This is a genomic window from Streptomyces sp. NPDC050416, from assembly GCF_044458845.1.
Taxonomy (GTDB): domain Bacteria; phylum Actinomycetota; class Actinomycetes; order Streptomycetales; family Streptomycetaceae; genus Streptomyces.
This window is the reverse complement of record NZ_JBITII010000002.1, coordinates 948,814-973,486: the sequence shown is the minus strand read 5'-3', so window position 1 is coordinate 973,486 and position 24,673 is coordinate 948,814. Positions and strand designations below refer to the sequence as shown.

General features: G+C 71.3%; 23 protein-coding genes and 1 rRNA gene. 18 read left to right on the top strand and 6 right to left on the bottom strand.

The features are described from left to right. Window positions 1–164: 164 nt before the first annotated feature. The 9 genes from rrf (at window position 165) to ACIBL4_RS09595 (ending at window position 7,278) form a co-directional block, all read left to right on the top strand. Window positions 165–281, top strand: a 5S ribosomal RNA gene (gene rrf, locus ACIBL4_RS09635). Between the two features lie 62 nt (window positions 282–343). Continuing rightward, on the top strand, window positions 344–988 hold the full coding sequence (locus ACIBL4_RS09630) for an HAD family hydrolase (RefSeq protein WP_399408066.1): 645 nt from the start codon (window positions 344–346) through the stop codon (window positions 986–988). A gap of 74 nt (window positions 989–1,062) precedes the next feature. After that, window positions 1,063–2,298: an MFS transporter gene (locus ACIBL4_RS09625; protein WP_399408064.1), complete on the top strand. Its 1,236-nt coding sequence runs from the start codon at window positions 1,063–1,065 to the stop codon at window positions 2,296–2,298. Then, the gene (locus tag ACIBL4_RS09620) at window positions 2,249–3,421 is read left to right on the top strand and encodes an acetoin utilization protein AcuC (protein WP_399408062.1); all 1,173 of its coding nucleotides are present in this window, start codon (window positions 2,249–2,251) and stop codon (window positions 3,419–3,421) included. The genes ACIBL4_RS09625 and ACIBL4_RS09620 overlap by 50 nt, the downstream gene beginning before the upstream one ends. 109 nt (window positions 3,422–3,530) lie before the next feature. Continuing rightward, window positions 3,531–4,346, top strand: coding sequence for a phosphatase (locus ACIBL4_RS09615; RefSeq protein ID WP_399408060.1), 816 nt, complete (start codon window positions 3,531–3,533; stop codon window positions 4,344–4,346). A gap of 129 nt (window positions 4,347–4,475) precedes the next feature. Further along, the gene (locus tag ACIBL4_RS09610) at window positions 4,476–4,688 is read left to right on the top strand and encodes a helix-turn-helix domain-containing protein (RefSeq protein WP_004984898.1); all 213 of its coding nucleotides are present in this window, start codon (window positions 4,476–4,478) and stop codon (window positions 4,686–4,688) included. Window positions 4,689–4,844: 156 nt separating this feature from the next. Beyond that, window positions 4,845–4,943: a 30S ribosomal protein bS22 gene (locus ACIBL4_RS09605; protein WP_003948845.1), complete on the top strand. Its 99-nt coding sequence runs from the start codon at window positions 4,845–4,847 to the stop codon at window positions 4,941–4,943. Between the two features lie 203 nt (window positions 4,944–5,146). Beyond that, window positions 5,147–6,208 (top strand): NAD-dependent epimerase/dehydratase family protein, encoded by a 1,062-nt coding sequence (locus ACIBL4_RS09600; protein WP_399408058.1) that lies wholly within the window; start codon window positions 5,147–5,149, stop codon window positions 6,206–6,208. Window positions 6,209–6,222: 14 nt separating this feature from the next. Beyond that, on the top strand, window positions 6,223–7,278 hold the full coding sequence (locus ACIBL4_RS09595; protein WP_399408056.1) for a lysophospholipid acyltransferase family protein: 1,056 nt from the start codon (window positions 6,223–6,225) through the stop codon (window positions 7,276–7,278). 62 nt (window positions 7,279–7,340) lie between these two features. Here the strand turns inward: ACIBL4_RS09595 and ACIBL4_RS09590 are convergent, their stop codons facing one another. The 3 genes from ACIBL4_RS09590 to ACIBL4_RS09580 all read right to left on the bottom strand — a co-directional run bounded on the left by ACIBL4_RS09590 (window position 7,341) and on the right by ACIBL4_RS09580 (window position 10,880). Further along, window positions 7,341–8,591 (bottom strand): DUF5667 domain-containing protein, encoded by a 1,251-nt coding sequence (locus ACIBL4_RS09590; RefSeq protein ID WP_399408054.1) that lies wholly within the window; start codon window positions 8,589–8,591, stop codon window positions 7,341–7,343. Window positions 8,592–8,827: 236 nt separating this feature from the next. After that, the gene (locus ACIBL4_RS09585; RefSeq protein WP_037671603.1) at window positions 8,828–9,598 is read right to left on the bottom strand and encodes an ECF subfamily RNA polymerase sigma factor, BldN family; all 771 of its coding nucleotides are present in this window, start codon (window positions 9,596–9,598) and stop codon (window positions 8,828–8,830) included. A gap of 364 nt (window positions 9,599–9,962) precedes the next feature. Then, on the bottom strand, window positions 9,963–10,880 hold the full coding sequence (locus ACIBL4_RS09580; RefSeq protein ID WP_399408051.1) for an HAD family hydrolase: 918 nt from the start codon (window positions 10,878–10,880) through the stop codon (window positions 9,963–9,965). 162 nt (window positions 10,881–11,042) lie between these two features. Here ACIBL4_RS09580 and ACIBL4_RS09575 point away from each other — a divergent pair, with 162 nt between their 5' ends. The 5 genes from ACIBL4_RS09575 to ACIBL4_RS09555 all read left to right on the top strand — a co-directional run bounded on the left by ACIBL4_RS09575 (window position 11,043) and on the right by ACIBL4_RS09555 (window position 16,839). Continuing rightward, window positions 11,043–11,321 carry a glutaredoxin family protein gene (locus tag ACIBL4_RS09575; RefSeq protein ID WP_399408049.1) on the top strand — a complete coding sequence of 93 codons (279 nt, stop codon included), beginning with the start codon at window positions 11,043–11,045 and terminating at the stop codon, window positions 11,319–11,321. A 313-nt stretch (window positions 11,322–11,634) separates the two neighbouring features. Then, a complete protein-coding gene (locus ACIBL4_RS09570) occupies window positions 11,635–12,399 on the top strand; it encodes a redox-sensing transcriptional repressor Rex (protein ID WP_086603660.1) in 765 nt (254 codons plus the stop codon). Then, window positions 12,396–14,144 (top strand): glutamyl-tRNA reductase, encoded by a 1,749-nt coding sequence (locus tag ACIBL4_RS09565; protein WP_399408047.1) that lies wholly within the window; start codon window positions 12,396–12,398, stop codon window positions 14,142–14,144. The genes ACIBL4_RS09570 and ACIBL4_RS09565 overlap by 4 nt, the downstream gene beginning before the upstream one ends. Then, window positions 14,141–15,136 carry a hydroxymethylbilane synthase gene (gene hemC, locus ACIBL4_RS09560; protein ID WP_399408045.1) on the top strand — a complete coding sequence of 332 codons (996 nt, stop codon included), beginning with the start codon at window positions 14,141–14,143 and terminating at the stop codon, window positions 15,134–15,136. Before ACIBL4_RS09565 ends, hemC begins: the two co-directional genes overlap by 4 nt. After that, the gene (locus ACIBL4_RS09555) at window positions 15,133–16,839 is read left to right on the top strand and encodes a uroporphyrinogen-III synthase (RefSeq protein WP_399408043.1); all 1,707 of its coding nucleotides are present in this window, start codon (window positions 15,133–15,135) and stop codon (window positions 16,837–16,839) included. Before hemC ends, ACIBL4_RS09555 begins: the two co-directional genes overlap by 4 nt. A 24-nt stretch (window positions 16,840–16,863) precedes the next feature. Here the strand turns inward: ACIBL4_RS09555 and ACIBL4_RS09550 are convergent, their stop codons facing one another. Beyond that, complete coding sequence (locus tag ACIBL4_RS09550) at window positions 16,864–18,252, bottom strand: FAD-binding oxidoreductase (RefSeq protein WP_399408041.1); 1,389 nt, start codon at window positions 18,250–18,252, stop codon at window positions 16,864–16,866. A 292-nt stretch (window positions 18,253–18,544) separates the two neighbouring features. On the opposite strand from ACIBL4_RS09550, the gene hemB reads away from it, so the two are divergent. After that, window positions 18,545–19,543 carry a porphobilinogen synthase gene (gene hemB, locus ACIBL4_RS09545; protein ID WP_399408039.1) on the top strand — a complete coding sequence of 333 codons (999 nt, stop codon included), beginning with the start codon at window positions 18,545–18,547 and terminating at the stop codon, window positions 19,541–19,543. A gap of 23 nt (window positions 19,544–19,566) precedes the next feature. Here hemB and ACIBL4_RS09540 read toward each other — a convergent pair whose 3' ends face one another. After that, window positions 19,567–20,220, bottom strand: a complete 654-nt coding sequence (locus ACIBL4_RS09540) for a DUF4232 domain-containing protein (protein WP_399408037.1) — start codon at window positions 20,218–20,220, stop codon at window positions 19,567–19,569. 227 nt (window positions 20,221–20,447) lie between these two features. On the opposite strand from ACIBL4_RS09540, the gene ACIBL4_RS09535 reads away from it, so the two are divergent. Next, a complete protein-coding gene (locus ACIBL4_RS09535; RefSeq protein ID WP_399408036.1) occupies window positions 20,448–21,884 on the top strand; it encodes a helix-turn-helix domain-containing protein in 1,437 nt (478 codons plus the stop codon). Window position 21,885: 1 nt separating this feature from the next. Here the strand turns inward: ACIBL4_RS09535 and ACIBL4_RS09530 are convergent, their stop codons facing one another. Then, a complete protein-coding gene (locus ACIBL4_RS09530; protein ID WP_399408034.1) occupies window positions 21,886–22,242 on the bottom strand; it encodes a hypothetical protein in 357 nt (118 codons plus the stop codon). A gap of 88 nt (window positions 22,243–22,330) precedes the next feature. Here ACIBL4_RS09530 and ACIBL4_RS09525 point away from each other — a divergent pair, with 88 nt between their 5' ends. Both ACIBL4_RS09525 and ACIBL4_RS09520 read left to right on the top strand, forming a co-directional pair. Beyond that, window positions 22,331–23,233, top strand: a complete 903-nt coding sequence (locus ACIBL4_RS09525) for an SAM-dependent methyltransferase (protein ID WP_399408032.1) — start codon at window positions 22,331–22,333, stop codon at window positions 23,231–23,233. A gap of 129 nt (window positions 23,234–23,362) precedes the next feature. Then, complete coding sequence (locus ACIBL4_RS09520) at window positions 23,363–24,601, top strand: PLP-dependent aminotransferase family protein (RefSeq protein WP_399408030.1); 1,239 nt, start codon at window positions 23,363–23,365, stop codon at window positions 24,599–24,601. Window positions 24,602–24,673 lie beyond the last annotated feature (72 nt).

Here is a 24,673-nt window from a genome sequence, read left to right as displayed (position 1 = left end):
GTTGATAGGCCGGATATGGAAGCCAGGTAACTGGTGGAGTTGACCGGTACTAATAGGCCGAGGGCTTGTCCTCAGTTGCTCGCGTCCACTGTGTTGGTTCTGAAACCACGAACAGCCCCATGCCCGGGTCACGGGTGTGGTGCGGCTGGACAGTTTCATAGTGTTTCGGTGGTTATAGCGTAGGGGAAACGCCCGGTTACATTCCGAACCCGGAAGCTAAGCCTTACAGCGCCGATGGTACTGCAGGGGGGACCCTGTGGGAGAGTAGGACGCCGCCGAACAATTTTTGGGAAAGCCCCCGCATCTTCGGATGCGGGGGTTTTCTGCGTTTAGGGTCTAAGCCATGCGCTATGACCTCGTGATCTTCGACAACGACGGTGTCCTCGTCGACAGTGAGCCCATTTCCAACCGGCTCCTGGCCGCCTATCTGACCGAGCTGGGCCACCCCACGTCGTACGAGGATTCCATCCGGGACTACATGGGCTCCGCCATGCACCGCGTACACGACCTGGTGGAGGAGCAGACCGGGCAGCGGCTGCCGGTCGACTTCGATGACGTGTTCCACGCGCGTGTCTTCGCCGCTTTCGAGCGGGACTTGAAGCCCGTGGCCGGCGTCGAGGAGGTGCTGCAGAAGCTCGCCGCCGACTCCGTGCCGTACTGCGTGGCGTCGTCCGGGAGTCATGAGCGGATCCGGGTGGGGCATCGGACGACCGGGCTCGACCGGTGGTTCGACGAGGGGCGGATCTTCAGCTCGGAGGATGTGGGCAGGGGGAAGCCGGCTCCCGATCTGTTTTTGTACGCGGCCGAGCGGATGGGGGTCGCGCCGGAGCGGTGTGTCGTCGTCGAGGACAGTCCGCTGGGGGTCCAGGCGGCGGTCGCGGCGGGAATGGACGTGTACGGGTTCACCGCCATGACGCCGGCGGAGCGGCTCTCCGGGGCCGGGCGGCTCTTCTTCGACATGAGGGAGCTGACGGAACTGCTCATGTGAGGCATGGAAGCTGAGTCAAATTCACCTTTGGCTGGATCTACCCATGAGTAAGCCTGGGCCCTACGCTCGCGGCCATGACTGATGTGCTGCGGCGCGGCAGGGCCTCGTTGGCGTTCAGCTTCTTGGTGCAGGGGGTCGCCTTCGCTCTGCTCGTGACGCGGATTCCGGCCATCCAGGACCGGTACGGGGTCTCCGACGCGCTGCTGCCCGCTTTCCTGGCGGCTGTGCCGATCCTCGCCGGGGTCGGGAGCGTGAGCACCGAGCGGCTGGTGAAGCGGGTGGCGCCGAGCCGGCTGCTGCGGTGGTCCCAGCCCGTGGTGCTGCTGGCGCTGCTCGGGGTCGGGGCCGGGGAGCGGATGGTGGAACTGGGCGTCGCGCTCGCGGCGTTCGGGCTCGCCGTCGGGGTGCTGGACGCGTCGATGAACATGCTCGGGGTGAGTCTGCAGCGGTCGTACGGGCGCAGCATCATGCTCAGCTTCCACGCGGCCTACAGCCTGGGCGGGATCGTGGGGGCCTCGCTGGCGTGGGTGGGGGCGCACTGGGAGCTGGCGCTGTGGGTGTCGTATCTGCCGGTCGTGGCGGTGCTGCTGCCGGCTGTGCTGGTGGGGAGTCGGTGGTACGTCGACGACGGGGATGCGGCGTCGTCGGTGGGGGAGGAGGCGGCGGAGGGGAAGGCGCCGGGCGAGGGCCAGGTCGTCGTGTTCAAGTGGCTGCTGCCGTTGTGTCTGGTGATGACCGTGGCGTACATCGGGGACTCCACGGTCTCCAACTGGAGCGCGAAGTACCTCCAGGACGTGCTGGGGAGCTCCGAGCAGATGGCGACGGTGCCGTACAACGTGTACATGGTCACCACGCTGCTGGGGCGGGCGATCGGGGATCTCGGGGTGCGGCGGTTCGGGGCCGTCGCCGTCGTGCGGGCGGGGGCGCTCGTGGCGGCGGGCGGGTTCGCCGTGGTGGCGGGGGCGCCGGGGGCCTGGGTGGGGATGCTGGGGTTCACGCTGCTGGGGCTGGGGTTGTGTGTGCTGGTGCCGCAGACGTTCGCGGCGGCCGGCCGGTTGTTCCCGGGGGCTTCGGACGCTGCCGTCGCGCGGCTGAATGTCTTCAACTATGTGGGGTTTTTGATCGGTTCGCCGTTGGTCGGTGCGCTCGGGGACCTGTGGAGCTACCGCGGGGCCATGCTCGTGCCGATGGTGTTGGTGCTGGTGACGCTCGTGTACGCCCGGTCGTTCGCCCCTCAACCGGACCGATACGGTGGCGGACATGAGCGGCCGCGCACAGCTGATGTGGGACGAGGCAGTAACGGGCTATGACTTCGGCCCGGGCCATCCGATGGACCCGGTCCGGCTGGCCCTGACCCGGAGGCTGGTCGACGCCTTCGGGCTGGACCGGGAGGTGGACGTGGTCGCCGCCAAGGCGGCCGGGGAGTCGACGTTGCGGCTCGTCCACCGGGTGGACTACATCGAGGCCGTGAAGGCTGCGTCGGAGGAGCCGGGGGCGGCGGACCAGTCGTACGGGCTGGGGACGATGGACGATCCGGCGTTCGCCGGAATGCACGAGGTGTCGGCGCTGATCGCGGGACAGTCGGTGGCGGCCGCGGAGGCGGTGTGGCGCGGTGAGGCGCAGCACGCGGTGAACTTCGCGGGCGGGCTGCACCACGCGATGCCCGGCGGTGCGTCGGGGTTCTGCATCTACAACGACGCGTCGCTCGCCATCGCCCGGCTGCTGGAGCTGGGGGCGGAGCGGGTGGCGTACGTCGACGTGGACGTGCATCACGGGGACGGGGTGCAGGCGGCGTTCTGGGAGGACCCGCGGGTGCTGACGATCTCGCTGCACGAGCATCCCCGGACGCTGTTCCCGCAGACCGGGTGGCCGGAGGAGACGGGCGCCGACAGCGCGGAGGGGTCGGCGGTGAACGTGGCGCTGCCGGCCGGGACGGGGGACGCGGGCTGGCTGCGGGCGTTCCACGCGGTCGTGCCGGAGCTGATCGCGGACTTCCGGCCGCAGGTGCTGGTGACGCAGCACGGGGCCGACACGCACTTCGAGGATCCGCTGGCGCATCTGGCGGTGTCGCTGGACGCGCAGCGGGCGGTGCAGGTGGCCTGTCACGACCTGGCGCACGAGTACGCCGACGGGCGGTGGGTGGCGCTGGGCGGGGGCGGCTATGCCGTGGTGGACGTCGTACCGCGGTCGTGGACGCACCTGGTCGGGATCGCCGCAGGCCGCCCGGTGGAGCCCGAGGCGATGATTCCCGAGGGCTGGCGGCAGGAAGTGTTCGCCCGGACGCGGCAGTTGGCCCCGGCGCGTATGACGGACGGGCGCTGGCCCGTGGCCTTCCCCGGCTGGGAGGAGGGCTACGACCCCGCGGACCGGCTGGACCAGGCGGTGCTGGCGACCCGGCGGGCGGTGTTCCCGCTGCGGGGGCTGCTGGCCTGACCCATGGCCGTGCTGTCCCGACCCACGGCCGCCGGGGGCTGGTAGGCCGACCGTGCGGTGTTCGCCCGTTCCCGGGACACGTGGGGCCCGTGTCGCGCACGATCTCCTCGTGCTGACCCCCGAAGCCCTTCGTGCGCACCTGGTGGGCGCACGCCTCGCCGGGACCGTGGCCACGACCCGTGAGGAGAGCCTGCGGAGTTACCGGCTGTTCGCCGCCCGGGATCCCCGCGTGCTGCTCGGGCTCGATCCCGAAGGCGCCTGGAGCCAGCGGGAGGTGATCGAGCTGATGGCGGACCGGTGCGGGGTCTCGGCCGATCCCCGTCGGACTTCCGGTCAGGACGTGATCGCTCCGGAGCGCACCCTGGCCGCACTGGACGCCTTCGCTGAGCGTCTCGCCGAGGCCGCCCGGCGGAGCGGGCCCGTGCTCCTCGGCACCGGGCACCCCCACCGGCTGCTCGGTTTCTACGCCGCTGTCGCAGACGCGCTGTCGGCGGCGGGGTGTGCCGTCCTCACCCCGGCGCAGGGTCGCTGTGTCGACATAACGACCCGGTTCGGCCTACGTACGTACAACCTCGACTACGTACGAGGAGTCGCGCTGGTGCGGAGATCCGGCGGGGAACGCCCCGGTTGTGAGCCCGGCGCACATACGCACTCACCTCTCCCGGTTCGTACCGTGTTGGCCGCTGCCGCGGAGGCCGGCGGACCCCTTCCCGAGCTGGTCATCGGGGACCACGGGTGGGTCTGCGGAGCAGGTCAGCTGGGGTTCGAGGCCATCGGGGCGGCCGATACGGACGACCCCGCCCCGTTCGTCGGTGAGGCGGAGGGGTGCGTCTCCGTCGTCGTTCCACTTGATGACGGTGTGCGGTCTGATTACTACCTGCCGCTTACCCGCTACGTACTCAATCGGGCGTGTCTGTCACAGTAGGCCGCCGATGGGTGCACCTCTTCCCCACTCGCATCACCCGCCCCTACATTGGGGAGTGAGCACGCAGCGACGAAGAGTCACCGGAAGGGGAAGCCGGTGGCCGTCGAGTGCGGAAGGTTCAGGTGTGTCATGGCTGCAGCTGGCGAGAGGCCTCTGAACGAGGTTCAGTTCCTTACCGTGGCGGAAGTCGCCTCGGTGATGCGAGTGTCGAAGATGACCGTGTACCGGTTGGTGCACAGCGGTCATCTGCCCGCGATCCGTGTGGGGCGGTCCTTCCGCGTCCCGGAGCAAGCGGTTCACGAGTACCTCCGCGAGAGCTACGTGGGGGTGGAAACCGCCTGACGGCTGGGGCGGGGTGATCCCTCACAGGGCACTCGGGATCACCCTGGCCTCCTCGATTACGACCTCAGCGCTCGGGCGGGTAGGCTAGCCCCTCGTAGGTCGTGTGGGCCCATGGCGCCCAAACAACCGAGTGATGAGAAGTGAGCGAGGGTAGTCGTGGGCTCTGTTATCAAGAAGCGGCGCAAGCGGATGGCCAAGAAGAAGCACCGCAAGCTGCTCAAGCGCACGCGCGTCCAGCGTCGCAACAAGAAGTAAGTTCGCGACGCGGACGCCGCGAGAGCGTTGCTGTGGCCCCCCACCCACCGGTGGGGGGCCACACGCGTTCCGGCTCCTGCGTCCGGCTGCTTGTCGTCACTTCGCGCATCGGGGGGTCATCACAGCGCAACCCCGACCCGCTAAGTTGGCCCCACGGGGGAACGCGGCGGGGCAAGAGGTTTTCTGGAAGGAAGGCGCTGATCTTGGGCAAGGTCGTGCTCGTGACCGGTGTGGCCCGCCAGTTGGGGGGCCGGTTCGTACGGCGGATCCAGCGTGATCCCGACGTGGACCGGGTCGTCGCCGTGGACGCGGTGCCGCCCGAGCACCATCTGGGCGGCGCGGACTTCGTCCAGGCCGACATCCGGCAGCCCGGAATCGCGCGGGTGCTCGCGGAGACGGGCGCCGACACGGTCGTCCACCTGGACGTGACGGGCACGCCGCTGGGCAGCGGCAACCGGGCCTCCTTGAAGGAGACCAACGTCATCGGCACCATGCAGCTGCTCGGTGCCTGCCAGAAGTCCCCGAACGTACGGCGGCTGGTCGTGAAGTCCAGCACCAACGTCTACGGGTCCGCGCCCCGCGATCCGGCCGTCTTCACCGAGACGACCCCGCCCAAGTCCCTGCCCAGCGGCGGCTTCGCCAAGGACACGGTGGAGGTCGAGGGCTATGTCCGCGGCTTCGCTCGGCGCCGGCCCGACGTGGCCGTGTGTGTGCTGCGGTTCGCCAACATCCTGGGCCCGACCGCGGACACTCCGCTCGCCTCGTACTTCGCGCTGCCGGTCCTGCCGACCGTGTTCGGCTACGACCCACGGCTGCAGTTCGTGCACGAGGACGACGTGATCGAGGTGCTGCGCATCGCCTCGCACGAGCCGCGGCGGGGCACGCTCAACAGCGGCACCTTCAACATCGCCGGTGACGGCGTACTGCTGCTCTCCCAGTGCTCCCGTCGCCTCGGGCGCCCGACCGTTCCCCTGCTGCTCCCGGCGGTCACCTGGGCGGGGTCGCTGGTGCGTACGCTGGGCATGACGGACTTCTCGCCCGAGCAGATCAGGCTGCTCACCCACGGCCGGGTCGTGGCCACGGGCCAGATGCGCGAGACGCTGGGCTTCCAGCCCAAGTACACGACCGCGGAGACGTTCGCGGACTTCGCACGCAGCCAAGGTCCCGGACTTCTTCCGCCGGAGGCCCTTGCGGGGGCCGTCGACCGGATCGCCGCGCTGCCTCTCGCGGGCGGCGGCCACCCCCCGACGCAGAGCGCCAACTGAGGAGCGCATCAACGATGGCGGATGCCAAGGTCATTCCGTTCGACGACGACCGGTCCCGCGGGGGCGCCGTGCAGCGTCCGCAGCGGCGCCGGAGTGCGGGCAACCGTCGCCCGGGCACGGAATCCGTGCCGGTCCGTGAGGTGCAGCCCCTGCCCACCAGGGCCGTTCCGCAGGATGATGTTCCTGTGACGTCTGAGGAACAAGCCCCGGAGGGGCCCCAGGGCGGCGAGGGCGGCCTGGAGCGGCGTATCGCGGGCGGCCTGGCCTTCCTGCGCCGCCGCCTCACCGGGGACTACGAGGTCGACGACTTCGGCTACGACGAGGAACTGACCGACCAGGTCCTGATGTCCCTGCTGCGCCCGTTGTACGAGAAGTACTTCCGGGTCGAGGTGAAGGGCGTGGAGAACATCCCGTCCGAGGGTGGCGCCCTGATCGTCGCCAACCACTCCGGGACGCTGCCGATGGACGGCCTGATGATGCAGGTCGCCGTGCACGACAACCACCCGGCCGGCCGGCATCTGCGGCTGCTCGCCGCGGACCTGGTCTTCATGCTGCCGGTGGTCAACGAGCTGGCCCGCAAGCTCGGACACACCCTGGCCTGCGCCGAGGACGCGTCCCGGCTGCTGGAGCAGGGGGAACTGGTCGGGGTGATGCCGGAGGGCTTCAAGGGCCTAGGGAAGCCCTTCGCGGACCGCTACAAGCTCCAGCGCTTCGGCCGCGGCGGCTTCGTCTCCACCGCCCTGCGCGCCGGGACGCCGATCATTCCCTGCTCGATCGTCGGGGCGGAGGAGATCTACCCGATGATCGGCAACGCCAAGACGGTCGCGCGGCTGCTGGGTTTCCCGTACTTCCCGATCACGCCGACCTTCCCGTGGCTCGGGCCGCTCGGGGCGGTTCCGCTGCCGACCAAGTGGACGATCCAGTTCGGCGAGCCGATCCTCACGGACGGCTATCCGCCGGAGGCCGCCGAGGACCCGATGCTGATGTTCAACCTGACCGACCAGGTCAGGGAGCAGATCCAGCACACGTTGTACAAGCTGCTGGTGCAGCGCCGGTCGGTCTTCTTCTGAAACAGGGCTTACGACGATGGGGGCGCCCCTTCCGAGGGGCGCCCCCACTGTCGTACCGCCGGCTAGTCGGCGTCCTCGCCGTCGATGCCCAGTCCGGGCAGGAGATCGGGCAGGAGCGGCGGGAGCGTCACGTCCGGCTCGGGGACGGGCGGGTTGTCCTGCGCCGGTGGCGAGGTGCTCGCGTCGCTGTCCTGCTGCGGCGGGTCGAGCAGGCCGCCCGTGTTGCCGCCGAGCAGGCCGTCGTTGTCGCTGGCGGAGCCGGCCGAGCGGCTGGGGCTGCTGCTGCCGGTGCTGCCCTTGTCGGACTGACCGCGGCCGCTGTCACTGGGCCGGGCCGACCGGTCGGTGGCCGAGGAGCCGCTGGAGGCCGACTCGGAGGCGCCCTGCCGGTTGCCTTCGCCGCCGTTTCGGGACGGGAGCTCGGGCAGCAGGGATCGCAGCGGGGCGACGTCTTCCTCTATGGCGTCGAACACCGACGACACCTGGTCGCTGACGTCCCCGAGCTGGACGGGGAGCTTCGCGCGCAGTTCGCCCCAGGCCTCGCGGTGGGAGCGGGAGAACGCGGACAGGGCCTGGATGGGGCCCAGGGAGTCCGGGTCGCGCGCGTACGCCTCGCTCAGCAGCCGGTGGCCTTCCGACGCGTCGTGCCGCATGCCGGACAGGGCGCGGCGGATCTCGCCCAGGGATTCGTGGTCCAGCGGGCCGCTGCGGCCCCGCTCCATCAAGCGGCGGGCTTCGCTCAGCCGGGTGGAGGCGTTGTCGAGGTAGACCCGGCCGCGCTCGTCGACGCTGTCGGCGAGGCCGAGTTTGACGTCCTCGATGCCGCGCTTGAGGCCGTAGAGCGAGTCGCCGGGCAGGGCGTCGGAGCTGGCGGCGGCGACTCCGCCGAAGGCGCTCGCGGCCACGCCCACGCTGAGCCCGCCCGCGGTGAGGCCCTTGGCGAGGCGGGAGCGGGGCCGGAACTTCTTCAGTGGGCCCGCCCGATGGGCGCCACGGGCTCTGGGGGAGCGCTGCTCGGGGACCGCGCCGTCCGTCGCCCCGCCTCCCGCGGTGCCCTCCTGGAGCATGGCCTCGAACGCGGCCACCAGCTGGGCTCGCTGGACGACCTTGACCTCCGGGTCGAGCTCCGGTTTGGGCAGCGCGCCGAGACCGGAGGCGAACGCCAGCAGGCGTGCCTGTTCGGTCGGCTCCGCAGCGGCCGGGGCCGGTGCCGATCCTTCGGTCTGCTCGGCCGCCGTGCCCTGCTCGGACTGCTCCTGAAGGGCCTGGGCGAAGGCGTTCGCCCGCCGGTGCGCCGATACGTTCGCGATCACTGGCGGCACCTCCTCTCGTCATGACGGTCGACTCCCCAGGGGGTCCTGAGGGTTGCACACCCTGAGCGCGACCACACGATCGAGTGATCGGAGCCGGTGAGGGGGTGACCACAGGGAGCCTGCATCCCGCACAACGAGTGGCGCGGCACTTGGGTTACGGACGCCGGATGATCGGATGCCGAAGTCAACGGACTTTCACGGAAAGTGAGTTGACTGTCGCCGAGCGTACGGCCCGGTCAGCGGGCGTCTTCCGGGAGGAGCCGGGCGAGGGTGCGGACGGCCCGGTACTGGAGGGTCTTGATGGCGCCCTCGTTCTTGCCCATGACACGGGCGGTCTCCGCGACGGAGAGGCCCTGGAGGAAGCGGAGTGTCACGCACTCCTGCTGCTGGGGGTTGAGCCGCCGCACCGCGTCGAGCAGGGCGGCGTTGGAGAGGGACTCCAGGACGGAGTCCTCGGGGGAGCGCTCGACCTCGTTGGCGTCGAGCATCTCGCCGGTGGTGACCTCGAGGCGGAAGCGGCTGGACTTGAAGTGGTCCGCGACGAGGTTGCGGGCGATGGTGACCAGCCAGGCGCCGAAGTCGCGGCCCTGCCAGGTGAACGTGCCGATGCGGCGCAGGGCGCGCAGAAAGGTCTCGCTGGTGAGGTCCTCGGCAGTCGCCTTTCCTCCGACCCGGTAGTAGATGTATCGGTAGACGGTGTCGCTGTATTGGTCGTAGAGACGGCCGAAGGCGTCGGCCTCGCCGGCCTGGGCACGCTCCACGAGGTCCATCATGCGGGCGCTGTCGCTGTCCGCCGCCGGCCGTCGGGCGGTGGCCGCGCCGGACGGGCGCCCTCGTCTGCCGACCGCGGCGCTGCCGTCGGCCAGTGCATAGCACGGGCCGACGGGCGCGGCGGTGGCGAATGCGGGGCCGGCGTACGCGGTGGGGACGAAGCCGCGCAACAGGTCGAGGACCGTTGCGCGCAGCGTAGCCAGGCCCGAGGCGTCAACCCCGACGTGTGGGTACACGGGACTCCCAGAGGCAGAGCTTCTATCACGTGCAGTGCGGGACCTTTCACCCGTCGTAGCGACGGAGGGGTACCGGTTTGCGTCTGAGGAGAATAACGCTTCGTGTAGGCCCTGCTACACCAAGTTGCTCAAATCATCGATTACGTCGCTTCCGTAACCGATTGACACCGGATCAAGTGTCAGAGGCTGAACGGTTGCTGATCGGAAAGGTTCGGATTGGGGCTCAGTCCAGGGCGTGTTGTGGCCGTGTCCAGCCAAGAGGACTGGATACGAGGTTGTGGGGGTACGCCAGTTGGATTTACGCGGCTTGTCATCCCGTAAACGAAGGTGTCCCGGATTGATCGGTCGTCGGGCTGATCGGTCGTCAGCGGCGGCGGCGGTGCAGGGCGATCGCCGCCGCCGTGCCGCCGGCCACCGCGCCCACGCCGGCCGCGGCCGGGATGCCGACCTTGGCCGCCTTGCGGCCGGTGCGGTAGTCGCGCAGGCGCCAGTCCAGCTCGCGGGCGTGCTTGCGCAGCTTGGAGTCCGGGTTGATGGCGTAGGGGTGGCCGACCAGGGAGAGCATCGGGATGTCGTTGTGCGAGTCGCTGTAGGCGGCGCAGCGGCTCAGGTCCAGGCCCTCGGCCGCGGCCAGCGCGCGGACCGCCTCGGCCTTCGCCGGGCCGTGCAGCGGTTCGCCGACGAGCTTGCCGGTGTAGACGCCGTCGACCGACTCGGCGACGGTCCCCAGGGCTCCGGTCAGGCCCAGGCGGCGTGCGATGACCTGGGCGATCTCGACGGGGGCCGCCGTGACGAGCCAGACCTTCTGGCCGGCGTCCAGGTGCGCCTGAGCCAGGGCGCGGGTCCCGGGCCAGATGCGCTCGGCCATGTACTCGTCGTAGATCTCCTCGCCGATCGACTGGAGCTCGGCGACGCGGTGGCCCTTGACGATGGACAGGGCCGAGTCGCGGGCCTCCTGCATGTGTTCGGGGTCCTCGACGCCGGCCAGCCGGAACCAGGCCTGCTGCCAGGCGAACCGGGCGAGCTCGCGTGTCTCGAAGAACTTCCGCTTGTACAGGCCCCGTCCGAAGTGGAAGAGGGCGGCGCCCTGCATGACGGTGTTGTCCAGGTCGAAGAAGGCGGCGGCCCGGTCGTCGCCGTGGACCGGGAACTGCTGTTCCTCGGTCGTGCCGGCGGCCTCCTGTGAGGACTTGCGGGCAGCCTCCGCCGAGGCCTCGCCTGCCAAAACGCTCCGCGCCGTGGCGGAGCGCCTACGGGGAGTGAGCCATCCGAGAGCGGCCATGGCGTGAGCATAGCCAGTTTGTTCGGGGGTTCCGGAGTCGAGAGGTTTGGAGCGTGTGAACTCTCGGCGAGTGTGTCGTCACAGGTGTCGGCCGGGACGGGCGCGGCCGGCGCGTCCCCTGGCGCTTTCGCGGGGGTTCCCCTCGTTCACGGGCGCGCGACAATGGCCGACATGAGTTCCCTCTTTCGTCGCAGGCCCCCTCGGGACCGGCTCGTCACCCTGATCCGCAAGCCCGGCTGTCATCTGTGTGATGACGCACAGGTCGTTGTGGAGAAGGTGTGCGGTGATCTGGGAGTCCCCTGGGAGCAGAAGGACATCACCGAGGACCGGGAACTGCACGACCAGTACTGGGAGCAGATCCCCGTTGTGCTGGTCGACGGCAGGCAGCACACGTTCTGGCGTGTGAACGAGGGCCGCCTGCGCAAGGCGCTGACCGACTGATCCCGCCCGGTCCCGGAACTGACCGGGCAGTCCAAAGGGCCCGCCAGGTCGCTTAGGATCGTCGGTGGCTGGTCTCGGGGGCGGGATACACAGAGGAGAGTGTGCGGTTTTGCCCCCAGAAGCAAAGGAACCGTGGTGCGCATGCGCCGGTTCCGTACGAGTGCGCCGGGGGCGCGTGACCCCGGTCACGTTGGCCGGGCAAATCGGACACCATCTTTGTGCACGCGTTCACAAAGACATAGCCTGCTTTCGACGGGGCGGTCATGTAGGGACGTATGACCGCCTACAGCCCCGCTCTACCCGCAGGAGCACCGTGGCAACTGGCCGAACTCACCGACCGGCGACCCGCAGCCGAGGGATTCCCGAGGCCACCGTCGCCCGGCTTCCGCTGTACCTCCGCGCTCTGACCGCGCTGTCGGAACGCTCGGTGCCCACGGTCTCCTCCGAGGAGCTCGCGGCCGCGGCGGGGGTCAACTCCGCGAAGCTGCGCAAGGACTTCTCCTACCTCGGCTCCTACGGGACCCGGGGCGTCGGCTACGACGTCGAGTATCTCGTCTACCAGATCTCCCGCGAGCTGGGCCTCACCCAGGACTGGCCCGTCGTGATCGTCGGTATCGGTAACCTCGGCGCCGCCCTCGCCAACTACGGCGGGTTCGCCTCCCGCGGCTTCCGGGTCGCCGCGCTGATCGACGCCGACCCGGCCATGGCGGGCAAGCCCGTCGCCGGGATCCCCGTGCAGCACTCCGACGACCTGGAGAAGATCATCCAGGACAACGGCGTGTCGATCGGTGTCATCGCCACCCCCGCCGGTGCCGCCCAGCAGGTCTGCGACCGGCTCGTGGCCGCCGGTGTCACCTCCATCCTGAACTTCGCGCCGACCGTGCTGTCCGTCCCGGACGGCGTCGACGTGCGCAAGGTCGACCTCTCCATCGAGCTGCAGATCCTCGCCTTCCACGAGCAGCGCAAGGCCGGCGAGGAGGCCGCCGCCTCCGACGGCGGCGTCCCGGCCGCCGCCGCGCGCAGCGACTCCGCCGACCAGGGACCCGACGGGGACATGCCCGCCGTGATGCCGGCATGAGCCTCCTCGTCGTCGGACTCAGCCACCGCAGCGCCCCGGTCAGCGTGCTGGAGCGGGCCTCGCTCAACGCGGACGCGCAGGTCAAGCTGCTCCAGGACACGGTCGCCGCCGAACCGGCCGCCGAGGCCGCGCTGCTCGCCACCTGCAACCGCATCGAGCTCTACGCCGACGTGGACAAGTTCCACGCCGGTGTCGCCGAGCTGTCCACGCTGCTCGCCCAGCACAGCGGGGTCGGCCTGGAGGAGCTCACTCCCTATCTCTACGTGCACTACGAGGACCGGGCCGTCCACCACCTGTTCTCGGTGGCCTGCGGCCTGGACTCGATGGTCGTCGGCGAGGGGCAGATCCTCGGCCAGATAAAGGACTCCCTGGCCCGCGCCCAGGAGCTGAACTCCGCGGGCCGGCTGCTGAACGACCTGTTCCAGCAGGCCCTGCGGGTCGGTAAGCGCGCCCACTCCGAGACCGGCATCGACCGCGCGGGCCAGTCCCTGGTCACCTTCGGCCTGGAACAGCTCGCCGCGGGCGGCGAGGTGCAGACCTGGGCCCGGGGCAAGAAGGCCCTGGTCATCGGCGCCGGGTCGATGTCCTCCCTGGCCGCGGCGACGCTCGCGCGGGCCGGGGTCGCCGAGGTCGTCGTCGCCAACCGCACCTTCGACCGCGCCGAGCGCCTCGCGCAGATCCTGACCGAGGGCGACGACACGGACGTGCTGGCCCGCGCGGTCCCGATGGAGTCGGTGCCGTACGAGCTGACACGTGCCGATGTCGCCGTCTCCTGCACCGGCGCGACGGGCCTGGTCCTGACGGCCGGGTCGGTCGCCGCCGCGGTGGAGGGCCGTACGGCCACGCCGGCGGCCGTGGACGACGGAACGCCGGACGGTGAGCACGGCCGGACAGCGGCCACGGGCGCCGAGCGGGGCAACCCGGCGGCCACCGGACTCGGCGGTGAGGACGGCTGTCCGCTCGACCTGCCCGCGGTGCAGGGCACCGCCGGGTTCTCCGTGCTCGGCGAGGCGGCCGTGGCCGGTATGGCCGCCGCTGACCTGGAACAGCACGCCGCCTGGGTGGACAACGGCACGGTGGGCGGCGCCCAGCGCGCGGCCAGGCCGGGGACGGCCGGCCCGCTCGACCCCGCCCCGGACGCCGACGCCATCGCCGCGCTCGCCGCGACCGTGGCCACCGTGGGCCGCATCCCCGAGCGGCGCCGGCCCGAGCCGGCCGACGAGCCGCCGCGGCCCGAGCCCGTGCTCTTCCTGCTCGACCTGGCGATGCCGCGGGACATAGACGCGGCCGCACACCGGCTGACCGGGGTGCGGCTGGTGGACATCGAGTCGCTGGCGGAAGCATCCGCGGGCGCTCCGATGGCTGCCGATGTGGACCAGGTCCGGCGTATCGTCTCCGACGAGGTCGCGGCCTTCGGGGCAGCACTGCGGGCCGCGCACATCACGCCGACCGTGGTCGCCCTGCGCACCATGGCCGCCGATGTCGTGGCCAGCGAGATCGCCCGCCTGGACGGACGGCTTCCCGGCCTCGACGACAAGCACCGCGCGGAGATCACCCAGACCGTGCGGCGCGTGGTGGACAAGCTGCTGCACGCGCCGACCGTACGGGTCAAGCAACTCGCGGCCGAGCCCGGCGGCGCCGGGTACGCGGACGCGCTGCGGACCCTGTTCGACCTCGACCCGGAGGCGGTTGCCGCCGTCTCCCGGGCCGAGGACAGCACAGAGAAAGACCGAGGGCCGGCATGAACGACAACGCGCTGAGGCTCGGTACCCGGCGGAGCAGGCTCGCCATGGCCCAGTCCGGCCAGGTGGCCGAGGCCGTGAGCCGGGTGACCGGGCGGCCCGTGGAGCTCGTCGAGATCACCACGTACGGCGATGTCTCGCGTGAGCAGCTCGCCCAGATCGGCGGCACGGGTGTGTTCGTGACCGCCCTGCGCGACGCGCTGCTCAAGGGCGAGGTCGACTTCGCGGTGCACTCGCTGAAGGACCTGCCGACCACGCAGCCCGACGAACTGGTCGTGGCGGCCGTGCCCGTGCGGGAGGACCCGCGGGACGTGATCGTCGCCCGGGACGCGCTGAAGTTCACCGACCTGCCGAGCGGGGCCCGCATCGGTACCGGTTCGCCGCGCCGCATGGCCCAGCTCAACGCGTACGCGCGCAGCCACGGCCTGGACATAGCGACCGTCCCGATCCGCGGCAACGTCGACACCCGGATCGGATACGTACGCTCCGGTGAGCTCGACGCGGTCGTGCTGGCCGCCGCCGGACTGAACCGGATCGGACGCGGTGACGAAGTGACCGACTTCCTGTCGGTCGACACGGTTTTGCCCGCCCCCGGCCAGGGGGCACTGGCGATCGAATGTGCCGCGGGCAACGCGGACCTCGTCGCCGCGCTCGCCGAACTCGACGACCCGTTCACGCGGGTCGCCGTCACGGCCGAGCGGTCACTGCTCGCCGCCCTGGAGGCCGGTTGCAGCGCCCCTGTGGGCGCGCTGGCCGACCTTCCCCCACTCTCGGCTCCGCTCGAGCGGGGGGACCCCCAGGCCGACCGGCAGATTGTCAAGGAAATGCGCCTGCGCGGCGTCGTCGGGACCACCGACGGCACGCGGATGGTGCAGCTGTCCACCACCGGTCCCGTGCCCGATACGCACGACCGGGCAACGGCGCTCGGTCGCGAACTCGCGGCCGAGATGCTCGCCCAGGGCGCGGCCGGTCTGATGGGGGAGCGAGCACATTGAGCCCCACCACCCTTTCCGCCGGTCCTGAACACGGGCACGTCACCTTCCTGGGTGCCGGACCCGGAGATCCGGGACTACTGACTCTGCGCGCCGTGGAGGCGCTGGCGAACGCGGACGTCCTCGTCGCCGAGCACGAAGTGCTCGACGTCGTACGTCAGCACGCCAGGCAGGGCGTCTCCGAAGTGAACACGGACTCGGATCCTTCCCAGGATCCGGCTCCGGGCACAGGAGCGCCCCAGCTGACGGTTGTTGACGGTACGTCAACCGCCGCAGCCACCCCCGCGGTGCGGGATGCCGCACATCTTGTCATGGAGGCCGCGCGGGGCGGCAGGCGGGTCGTGCGTGCGGTGTCCGGGGACCCCGGACTCGACACGTACGCCGCCGAGGAGATGCTGGCGTGCGCCGCCGCCGGGGTGCCCTTCGAGGTCGTCCCCGGCATCGCGAGCGCCGTCGGTGTGCCCGCGTACGCCGGTGTGCCGCTGCGGGACGCGCAGGGCGCGGACGTGCGGTTCGTCGACGCGCGCACGGCGTCGGACCGGTGCTGGACGGAGGTGGGGGCGTCGGACGGCACGGTCGTGGTGTCCACCACGCTGGACTCCGTCTCCGCGGCGGCCGGCGAGCTCGTCTCCGCCGGGCGCAAGCCGGACACCCCGATGACGGTCACCGTCGCCGGTACGACCACCCGGCAGCGCACCTGGACCGCCACGCTCGGCACGATCGCGCAGACGCTGAAGCAGGCCAAGGTGCTGCCCTCGCCCGAGGGCGGCCGGCCGGTGATAGCCGTGGTCGGTGAGCGTTCCGCCGCCGCCCAGCGCGACCAGCTCGCGTGGTTCGAGTCCAAGCCGCTGTTCGGCTGGAAGGTGCTCGTGCCGCGCACCAAGGAGCAGGCGGCGTCGCTCTCCGACCAGCTGCGGTCGTACGGGGCCGTGCCGCACGAGGTGCCGACCATCGCCGTCGAGCCGCCGCGCACGCCCCAGCAGATGGAGCGGGCGGTCAAGGGTCTCGTCACGGGCCGCTACGAGTGGATCGCCTTCACCTCGGTGAACGCGGTCAAGGCCGTGCGGGAGAAGTTCGAGGAGTACGGGCTCGACGCGCGTGCCTTCGCGGGCATCAAGGTCGCGGCCGTGGGCGAGCAGACCGCCAAGGCGCTGATCGCCTTCGGCGTGAAGCCGGACCTGGTGCCGAGCGGCGAGCAGTCGGCCGCCGGGCTGCTGGAGGACTGGCCGCCCTACGACCCGGTCTTCGACCCGATCGACCGGGTGTTCCTGCCGCGGGCCGACATCGCCACGGAGACGCTGGTCGCCGGGCTGATCGAGCTGGGCTGGGAGGTCGACGACGTCACGGCCTACCGGACAGTGCGGGCCTCGCCGCCGCCGGCGGAGACGCGCGAGGCGATCAAGGGCGGCGGGTTCGACGCCGTTCTGTTCACGTCGTCGTCGACCGTGCGGAACCTGGTCGGTATCGCCGGCAAGCCGCACAACGTGACCGTGATCGCGTGTATCGGCCCCGCCACCGCCAAGACGGCCGAGGAGCACGGGCTCCGGGTGGACGTCATGGCTCCGGAGCCGTCCGTGCACAAGCTGGCGGAGGCCCTGGCCGACTTCGGCGCGAAGCGCAGAGTTGCCGCTCTAGAGGCCGGGGATCCGGTGACGCGGCCGAGCGAGCGGCGGCCGGGGGCTCGGCGGCGGCGTTCGACGACGTAAGCGGATCGACTGTATGCGCTGCGGCTACGCGGGAGTCACCGCGTGGCCGTAGCGGAGCAGGTTGGCCGGGTCGTAGACGGCCTTGTCGTGGCGTAGGCGTTCGTAGACCTCCGGGGTCCAGGCGCGGGCGCGGTCCTGTTCGTCGCCCGGGGTGCCGTGGATGTTGACCATGGTGCGGCCCGTGCCGTAGGGGGCCATGGCCGTGTAGAGCCGCTGCGTCGCCTGCTCGATGGCCTCGGCGGCGGGTGGCGCGGCCATGATGCCGACCGAGTCGACGAAGTACCGGGCGTCGCGGGCGCAGACGGCGTCCTCGACGGCGGACGGGCGGGACAGCGCGCCGCCCATGTGGCGTATCTCGACCATCAGCAGCGGGTGGTCGGCTCCGGCCGCGGGGCCGGCCTGGTCCAGGAACGTGCGGATGGCGTCGGGGGGCAGGTCGCGCAGGAGCAGGCAGGACTCCCTGCCGGGGAGCGGGTCCTGCGGTTCCATGTGGATGCGGTCCAGGGCCGCGTGGTCCATCACCTCGACCGTGTCAACGGCCACGGGGGCGGCTGCACGCAGAGGAGCGATCAGTGCCTCGCCCTCGGCCGGGAGGCCCGGCCAGGCGATCGCCACCCGGGCCCAGAAGCCGCCGCGCAGGGGCTCCGGGATCTGGGGGATGGGTGGCAGGCGCAGGATCGTGAACGTGCTGCACATCTGGTCCGGGACGGTGCGGGTCCAGTCCGCCCAGGCCTGGAGCAGGTTCTCGGTGTGCTCGCCGCGGCAGTAGATGCCGCCGCCGTAGATGCGGGGCAGGGGGAGCAGTTCGGTGACGAGCGAGGTGACGACGCCTACGTTGCCCTTGCCGCCGCGCAGGGCCCAGAACAGTTCCGGTTCGTGCTGGGGGTCCGTTTCGCGCAGCCGGCCGTCCGGGGTGACGACCTGGAAGGAGCGGACCAGGTCGGCGGCGTAGCCGTAGGCACGGCCGAGCACGGGGAGTCCGCCGCCGAGGGTGTAGCCGATGACGCCCGCGTCCGTGGAGGTGCCGCTGAGGCCGGCGAGGCCGTGCGGGGCGGCCGCGGCCATGACGTGTTTCCACTTCGCGCCCGCGGCGATGGTGGCCGTGCGGGTGGCGGGGTCTATCCGGACGTCGGTCATGCGGGCCGTGTTGATCAACAGGCCCTTCTCGATGGGGAAGTTGGCGCCGTGGCCGGTGGCCTGGACGGCGACGGGGGTGTTGGTGGCTTTCGCCCAGCGCATGGCGGTGACGATGTCGTCGGGGGAGGTCGCTCCGACGACCACGTCGGGGGTGTGGAGGGCGGCCAGGTTGAAGCCGGTGACCTCGTCGGCGTAGGCGGGGTCTCCTGGGCGCAGGACCGGGCCGTGGATTTCCGAGAGGGCGAAGAGGTCGGGTGTGCGGTGGGGGGCGGTCATCGCGTCCTCCGTGGGGGGCGTACGGAGGGACGGCGGCGGCGGGGGTGGCAGCTGGCCGTCGGGGTCCTTGTTGTTCCTGGTGTCTTCAGGATGGACCTGGGGGTTGCGGGGCGCATGCGGGCGCCGTGGGTTTCGGGGTGCTCGGCGTGAGGGCTGGGGGGTGGGTGCGCAGGCCGGCGGAGCGGGGTGCTGCTGCGCCCATCCGTGCCGCCCCTGGCGGCAGGGATGCCCGCAGCTGGGTCCGACATCGCGTCGGCATCGGGAGGTATGGGGCGGGCGTAGCGTAGGTGACATGACGACGTACGGATCTTTTCCCGGTACGCGGCCGCGGCGTTTGCGGAGCATTCCCGTCATGCGTCGGATGGTCGCCGAGACCCGGTTGCACCCTGCCGATCTCATCCTTCCGGCCTTCGTGCGGGAGGGCGTCAGCGAGCCGGTGCCGATCGCGGCCATGCCGGGGGTCGTGCAGCACACCCGGGACACGCTGAAGAAGGCCGCCGCCGAGGCCGTCGCGGCGGGGATCTCCGGGATCATGCTGTTCGGTGTGCCGGAGGAGTCGAAGAAGGACGCCCTCGGGACGGCCGGGACCGACCCGGACGGGATTCTTCAGGTCGCCATCCGGGACGTGCGGGCGGAGGTCGGTGACGACCTGCTCGTCATGTCCGATCTGTGTCTCGACGAGACCACCGATCACGGGCACTGCGGGGTGCTGGACGCCCAGGGGCGGGTCGACAACGACGCGACCCTGGAGCGGTACGCCGAGATGGCCCAGGTGCAGGCGGATGCCGGCGCCCATGTGGTCGGGCCCAGCGGGATGATGGACGGGCAGATCGGCGTCGTCCGTGACGCCCTCGACCAGATCGGGCGGGAGGACGTCGCCATCCTCGCCTACACCGCGAAGTACGCTTCCGCCTTCTACGGGCCGTTCCGGGAGGCCGTCGGCTCGTCCCTGCAGGGGGACCGGAAGACGTATCAGCAGGATCCGGCGAACGCGCGTGAGTCCCTGCGTGAGCTCGCCCTCGATGTCGAGGAGGGCGCCGACATGGTCATGGTCAAGCCCGCCGGTCCCTACCTGGACATCCTCGCCCGGGTCGCGGACGCCGTGGACGTGCCCGTCGCCGCCTACCAGATCTCCGGCGAGTACTCGATGATCGAGGCCGCCGCCGAGAAGGGCTGGATCGACCGGGAGCGCGCGATCATGGAGACCCTGACCGGTATCCGGCGGGCGGGCGCCCGGAACATCCTCACCTACTGGGCCACCGAAGTGGCCCAGCGGCTCAAGGATCAGTAGGGCAGTGATCAGTAGGACGGGGATCAGTAGGACAGCGCCTGCTCCATGTCCGGCAGCCAGTACGTGGCGGTCAGCGAGCTGTCGTAGTACACGCCCTCGGCGGGCAGCCGCGGGATCGCCGAGGGGCCGCCGCTGCTGTTCGGCGTGGGGCCCTGGAAGCCGACCGTGAGCTTGCGGCCGGTGGTGCCGCCCTCGCCGCTGCCGTCGGCCGCCGACAGCAGCACGCCCGCGTAGCCGGACTCGCCGGGGGCCAGGGTCGTCACCGCCTGCGGCTTGGACTCCTCCATCGGCTGCGGGGCCCACTGCATCTCGTCGAAGCGCAGCACCGGGAAGTAGGTGAGGTCGCACGTCTTCGAGCCGGTGTTCTCGACCGTGATCAGCATGTGGTTGAGGGGGCGGGAGACCGGCTTGGCCGTGACGGTGGTGTTGGTGCCGTTGCAGGAGACTCGGGCGGCGGGGGCGGTGGCTGTTCCGGGCTTTGTGGCCTTCGCGTTCGTGCCCTTGTCGGCAGTCGTGGTGCTCGCCTTGTCGGCGGCCGCCTTCGTGGGCGTGGTGGTCGCCGTCGCCGTCAGCTGCGGCTTGGCTGCGCCCTCGTCCTGCGTGCCCGTGCCGTCCTGGCATGCCGTGAGAGCGAGGGCGGCCAGGAGGGCGGCGGGGAGGGCGTGGTACTTGCGCATGGGTGGTTCCCTTTCGGACAAACGTCGTTGGCAAGGGGTCCTGTGCGAGCCGCTCTACCGGTCGGCCGGGAGCGGCGTGCTTGGATGACCAGAGCTTGTGCGGCGATCCGTCCCGGGCGCCACAGTCGGCGGACGATCAGGGACGCTGGAACGCACGCACCGGCTTTGACCAGGGGAAACGACCTTCTCCTGGAACGGGGGAACGGGACATGGGGGATGGAGGAAGGGTGTCGGAAGGCACGGCCGCGGCGGACTTCGCCGCGTTGCTGGGGGAGTTGAAGGAACGGTCCGGGCTGAGCTACGGGGTGCTCGCCAAGCGGCTCCACATGAGTACGTCGACGCTGCACCGGTACTGCAACGGGGATGCCGTACCCACCGACTACGCGCCGGTGGAGCGGCTCGCCCGGCTGTGCAAGGCGTCGTCGGAGGAGCTTGTCGAGCTGCATCGGCGGTGGGTGCTGGCGGATGCCGGGCGGGGGCGTAAAGGGGCTGGCGCCCCTTCGGCCGGGGGTGTTGCCGAGGGGCAGGCCGGGAGTCCTGCCGAGGAGACAGCCGGGAGTGTTGCCGAGGAGCCGGGCGACAGCGTTATGGCGGGGCCGGGGCAGAGCATTGCCCAGGGGCCGGGGCAGAGCGTTGCCGACGAGCCGGGCGGGGGCGCTGCGGAGGAGCCGGATGACGTTGTGCCAGGGGGGCCGGTGGACCGCCGTCCGCACCGCCCGTCCCGCCCGCGCCGTCCCGCCCTGCTCGCCGCTGCCGTCGTCGCCGTCGTCCTGGGCGGGGTCGGGCTCGCCGTGGCCCTGCCCTCCGGCGGGGAGGACGACGACGGGCGTCGTGGCTCGGCGGCGGTCTCCGAGGGGCCCCGGCAGCAGCCGGACGGCGGCCCGGCCTCGTCGGTGTCGCCCTCGGTCGGTTCCTCCTCCGGCAGCGACCGGAAGAAGGACGACGGCAAGGACGCCGCCTCCGCGACGTCCGCCTCGTCCGCATCCGCATCCGCCACCGGTGGCGGCACCGGTGCCGCCCGCCCCGGGCGTGAGGCCGCAGTGCCCGCCGGCCCCGCGCCCCTCACCGTGCGCACCGAGCCGCACGCCTGGGAGAACCCCTGTTCCCAGCGTTATCTGGTGAACCGGCCGCCGGGGCGGGTGGGACCGCCGCCGCCGGAGCAGGACGCGCCCGCCTGGGTGGGGGCGCTGGGTGCCGTGCCGTCGGGGCGGCAGTATCTGAAGCTCACCGTGCAGGGCACGGGGAAGGAGACGGTGGTCGTCGACCGGCTGGCGGTCCGGATGGCCGGCAAGCGTGCGCCGCTCGCGTGGAACGACTACGCCATGGGCTATCCGGGCGTCGGCTGCGGCGGCAACGTGCCGACCCGTTCCTTCACGGTCGCTCTCGACGCCATGCGTCCCGCCGTCGTCCCGGAGGCGGGGCATGACGACTTCCCGTTCAAGGTGAGCGAGTCCGACCCGGAGATCTTCCACATCCGGGCCGACGCCTCCGCGTACGACGTCAGCTGGTACCTGGAGCTGAGCTGGTCCAGCGGCGGCCGGAGCGGCACGCTGAAGGTGGACGACCGGGGCCGGCCCTTCCGCACGAGCGGCAACAACGGGCGCCCGGCGTACGAGTTCCCGCTGGGCGGCGACAAGTGGGTCCCGGCCGGGACCACCGACTGACTCAGCGGAACTCGTGGACCAGCTCGATCCTGCCGACGATATGGGCGTTGAACTCGTCGAGTTCCTCGGCCGGTACCCACAGTTCGAGGATCGTCTTCCCGCCCGCCTGCTGGACCGGGTACCGGCGCAGGAAGGCGGAGTCGACCTCGAACCGGGTGACGAAGCCGGCGCCGTCGTGCTTGACGTTCCAGTCCCGCGCGATCCTGATGGCGTAGTCCTCGTTGAGGACCGGGTAGAAGATCGGCTGTTCCGGGAGCCGGGGCGGCCAGGCGCGCCAGTCGAGCTCCCGCACCAGGTCCAGTTCCTTGGGGCCGGTGGGGCGCCACAGGGTCGTCGTCGGCGGCGGGTCGGTCGGCATGGGCACCATCAAATCAGCTGAACCGTTAGGTTGTTGACCGTCAGAGTGGTTGCTGATTGAACCACCTACTCTTCCCAGGGAGACGTCCATGACCGGTGACGCCCTCAGTCAGGATCCCGCCGAGCCGCAGAGGAGGATCGACAGCAGCAAGGCGCACCCGGCCCGGGTCTACGACGTCTTCCTCGGCGGCAAGGACCACTACCCGGCCGATCGGGACGCGGCCGCCGCCGCGCTCGCCGCCAACCCGCGCGGGTACCTCGACGTACGGCACAACCGCGACTTCCTGCGCCGCGCGGTCACCACCCTGGTGGAGCAGGACGGCATCCGGCAGTTCCTCGACATCGGCACGGGACTGCCGACCGCCGAGAACGTGCACCAGATCGCGCAGCGCATCGCGCCCGACTCGCGTGTCGTGTACGTCGACAACGACCCCGTCGTGCTCGCGCACGCGCGGGCCCTGCTGACGAGCGGGCCCGAGGGGCGCACGGACTACATCGACGCCGATCTGCGGGATCCGGGCCGCATCCTGGAACAGGCCGCCAAGACCCTGGACTTCGACCGGCCGGTCGCTCTCTGCCTGGTCGCCATCCTCCACTTCGTCGCGGACGAGGAGGCGTATCCGCTGGTGCGCGAGCTGCTGGACGCGCTGCCCGTCGGCAGCCGGCTGGTGCTCAGTCACCTCACCGAGGACCTCAACCCCGAGAACATCCGCGCGGTCCAGCGGACATACACCGAGCGGGGGTTCACCTTCGTGCTGCGCTCCCGGGCGGAGGTGGAGAAGTTCTTCACGGACAACGCCCTGGAGATCGCCGACCCGGGGATCGTCCCGGCGCACCGCTGGCGGCCCGACGGCGCGGCTCCCGTCCCCGACCAGCCGGAGGAGTCGTACCTCGCCGGTCTCGACGACATCGAGAAGGTCCGCTACCGCGACATCAACGACGTCACGGACGCGGACATCAACGTGTACGCGGGGCTGGGCGCCAAGGGCTGAGCAGCGGCTCCCGTGTCTTACCGGACCGTCCCCCTCCGGCGTCCGGATCGCGGAAAGGTGCTTGTAGGCGGCACACACTTCCCTAGGCTGCGGCGCACCAGCCGTCACCGCAGTCGAAGGAGCCCTGCCATGACCGTCACCGAGCCCGCGACCGCCCACTCTCCCGTGCCGCCGCTCGCCGCGCGGGCGCGGTCGGTCGGCGGTTCTCCCGTGCGGGACATCCTCGCCGTCACCGCCCGCCCCGAGGTGATCAACTTCGCGGGCGGGCTGCCGGCGCCGGAGCTGTTCGACGCGGAGGGCATCGCGGCCACGTACCGGGCCGTGCTCGCCGAGGAACCCGCGCGGGCGTTGCAGTACTCCACGACCGAGGGCGAGCCCACGCTGCGGGCCGCGCTCGCCGAGCGCACCACGGCACGCGGACTGCCGACCGGCCCCGACGACCTCCTCGTCACCACCGGCTCCCAGCAGGCCCTCTCCCTCCTCGCCACCGCGCTGCTCGAACCCGGGGACACCGTCCTCGTCGAGAACCCCTGCTATCTGGCGGCCCTGCAGGCGTTCGGCTTCGCCGGAGCCCGGGTCGTGCCCGTGCCCGGCGACGAGCAGGGCGTCGATCCCGAGGCGCTGGAGGAGCTCGTGGTGCGCGAGCGGCCCAAGCTGTTCTACACCGTGCCCACCTTCCAGAACCCCACCGGCCGCACGCTGCCCGCCGAGCGGCGCGCCGCCGTGGCCGCGGTCGCCGCCCGGCGCGGGCTGTGGATCGTCGAGGACGACCCCTACGGGGAGTTGCGCTACGACGGTGAGCGCGTGCCGTGGATCGCCTCCCACCCGGGCGCCGAGGACCGTACGGTCCTGCTCGGCAGTTTCTCCAAGGTGATGGCGCCCGGTCTGCGGCTGGGCTGGCTGCGCGCGCCCGGCGAGCTGCGGCGCGCCTGTGCCGTCGCCAAGCAGGCCGCCGACCTGCACACGCCGACCGTCAACCAGCTCGCCGCGGCCCGGTACCTCGCCGACCACGACCTGGACGCCCACGTCACGCGCGTCGCCGGCGTGTACCGCGAACGCCGGGACGCCATGCTCGCGTCGCTGCCCGGTGCGCTGCCCGAGGGGTCGGTCTGGAACCGGCCCGAGGGCGGCATGTTCCTCTGGGCGCGCCTGCCGGAGCCGTACGACACGACGGCCCTGCTGCCCCAGGTCGTGCGGCACGACGTGGCCTACGTCCCCGGCGCTCCCTTCTACGCCGGCACGCCCGACCGCACGACCCTGCGGCTGTGCTTCGTGACGCAGACGCCGGAGGAGATCCAGGAAGGGCTGCGGAGGCTGGGCAAGGGGCTGCGGACCGGCACGCCGGGGGGCCGGGCCGGCGGGATCTAGGACCGACGGCGGAGCGGCAGTTCGGGCTGTGGGCCGCCGACGGGGCGGGTCGGGTGTGATTACGGTGACGCC

What these genes read in the sequence shown, in the direction of transcription:
- ACIBL4_RS09550 (WP_399408041.1), bottom strand. Translation starts at nt 18,252, where the DNA reads ATGACCGCCCCCCACCGCACACCCGACCTCTTCGCCCTCTCGGAAATC.
- ACIBL4_RS09525 (WP_399408032.1), top strand. Translation starts at nt 22,331, where the DNA reads ATGACCGGTGACGCCCTCAGTCAGGATCCCGCCGAGCCGCAGAGGAGG.
- ACIBL4_RS09520 (WP_399408030.1), top strand. Translation starts at nt 23,363, where the DNA reads ATGACCGTCACCGAGCCCGCGACCGCCCACTCTCCCGTGCCGCCGCTC.
- ACIBL4_RS09575 (WP_399408049.1), top strand. Translation starts at nt 11,043, where the DNA reads ATGGCCGACATGAGTTCCCTCTTTCGTCGCAGGCCCCCTCGGGACCGG.
- ACIBL4_RS09595 (WP_399408056.1), top strand. Translation starts at nt 6,223, where the DNA reads ATGGCGGATGCCAAGGTCATTCCGTTCGACGACGACCGGTCCCGCGGG.
- ACIBL4_RS09630 (WP_399408066.1), top strand. Translation starts at nt 344, where the DNA reads ATGCGCTATGACCTCGTGATCTTCGACAACGACGGTGTCCTCGTCGAC.
- ACIBL4_RS09620 (WP_399408062.1), top strand. Translation starts at nt 2,249, where the DNA reads ATGAGCGGCCGCGCACAGCTGATGTGGGACGAGGCAGTAACGGGCTAT.
- ACIBL4_RS09625 (WP_399408064.1), top strand. Translation starts at nt 1,063, where the DNA reads ATGACTGATGTGCTGCGGCGCGGCAGGGCCTCGTTGGCGTTCAGCTTC.
- ACIBL4_RS09530 (WP_399408034.1), bottom strand. Translation starts at nt 22,242, where the DNA reads ATGCCGACCGACCCGCCGCCGACGACGACCCTGTGGCGCCCCACCGGC.
- hemC (WP_399408045.1), top strand. Translation starts at nt 14,141, where the DNA reads ATGAACGACAACGCGCTGAGGCTCGGTACCCGGCGGAGCAGGCTCGCC.
- ACIBL4_RS09565 (WP_399408047.1), top strand. Translation starts at nt 12,396, where the DNA reads ATGAGCCTCCTCGTCGTCGGACTCAGCCACCGCAGCGCCCCGGTCAGC.
- hemB (WP_399408039.1), top strand. Translation starts at nt 18,545, where the DNA reads ATGACGACGTACGGATCTTTTCCCGGTACGCGGCCGCGGCGTTTGCGG.
- ACIBL4_RS09540 (WP_399408037.1), bottom strand. Translation starts at nt 20,220, where the DNA reads ATGCGCAAGTACCACGCCCTCCCCGCCGCCCTCCTGGCCGCCCTCGCT.
- ACIBL4_RS09610 (WP_004984898.1), top strand. Translation starts at nt 4,476, where the DNA reads ATGGCTGCAGCTGGCGAGAGGCCTCTGAACGAGGTTCAGTTCCTTACC.
- ACIBL4_RS09580 (WP_399408051.1), bottom strand. Translation starts at nt 10,880, where the DNA reads ATGGCCGCTCTCGGATGGCTCACTCCCCGTAGGCGCTCCGCCACGGCG.